This window comes from Bacillus cereus group sp. N6, from assembly GCF_016483705.1.
GTDB lineage: Bacteria > Bacillota > Bacilli > Bacillales > Bacillaceae_G > Bacillus_A > Bacillus_A wiedmannii.
Genome location: NZ_JAEHBI010000202.1, coordinates 1 through 539 on the forward strand (window position 1 = coordinate 1; position 539 = coordinate 539).

Genomic DNA, 539 nt, shown 5'->3' on the forward strand with positions numbered 1-539 from the left:
CATAAAGCAAGGTCACTCGCTGAATGGTCCTCATTAATTAAGCTGCCATTGTATAATGAACGAATCTCATCACCGTTTTTACTACGAAACATTTTCTCCCATAAAGATTCATTTGAAATTTTGATTTCATCTTTTTCAAATTCTGCTAAATTTACACGGCCTTGGATGTCACTATCATCAAAATACTGTTCGAATACTTCCGCTAGTTCATCCGTACGATCATACACATCATTAGAATTTTCACGGTTTCCAGTAAAGGTGAAGAAACGGCCGTATGAGTAGATTTCCAAACCGTGTTTTGTATTTTTACGTCCGGTACCTAAAACAGATTGTGGAAGGCTACCTTTGATGATGATGTGGATGCCTTTCATAGATGGTGAAAACTCTGTATAGCTGTCTAATGTATCGATAATTTCTGTTGCAAAAACGTTTGTTTTTCCGTCCACAACACATTTATCTATGTCTATTCCGATGTAATTATCCTGCCTACTGAATACAAAGCCTATTCCGTCATATTCACCTTCTAAGTAAAATTTGAC

1 pseudogene is annotated in these 539 nt (G+C 36.4%); it reads right to left on the bottom strand.

Annotation, left to right across the window (positions count from 1 at the left end):
- Positions 1–539 (bottom strand): annotated as a pseudogene (locus tag JDS99_RS30940) (phage/plasmid primase, P4 family); the annotation flags it as partial.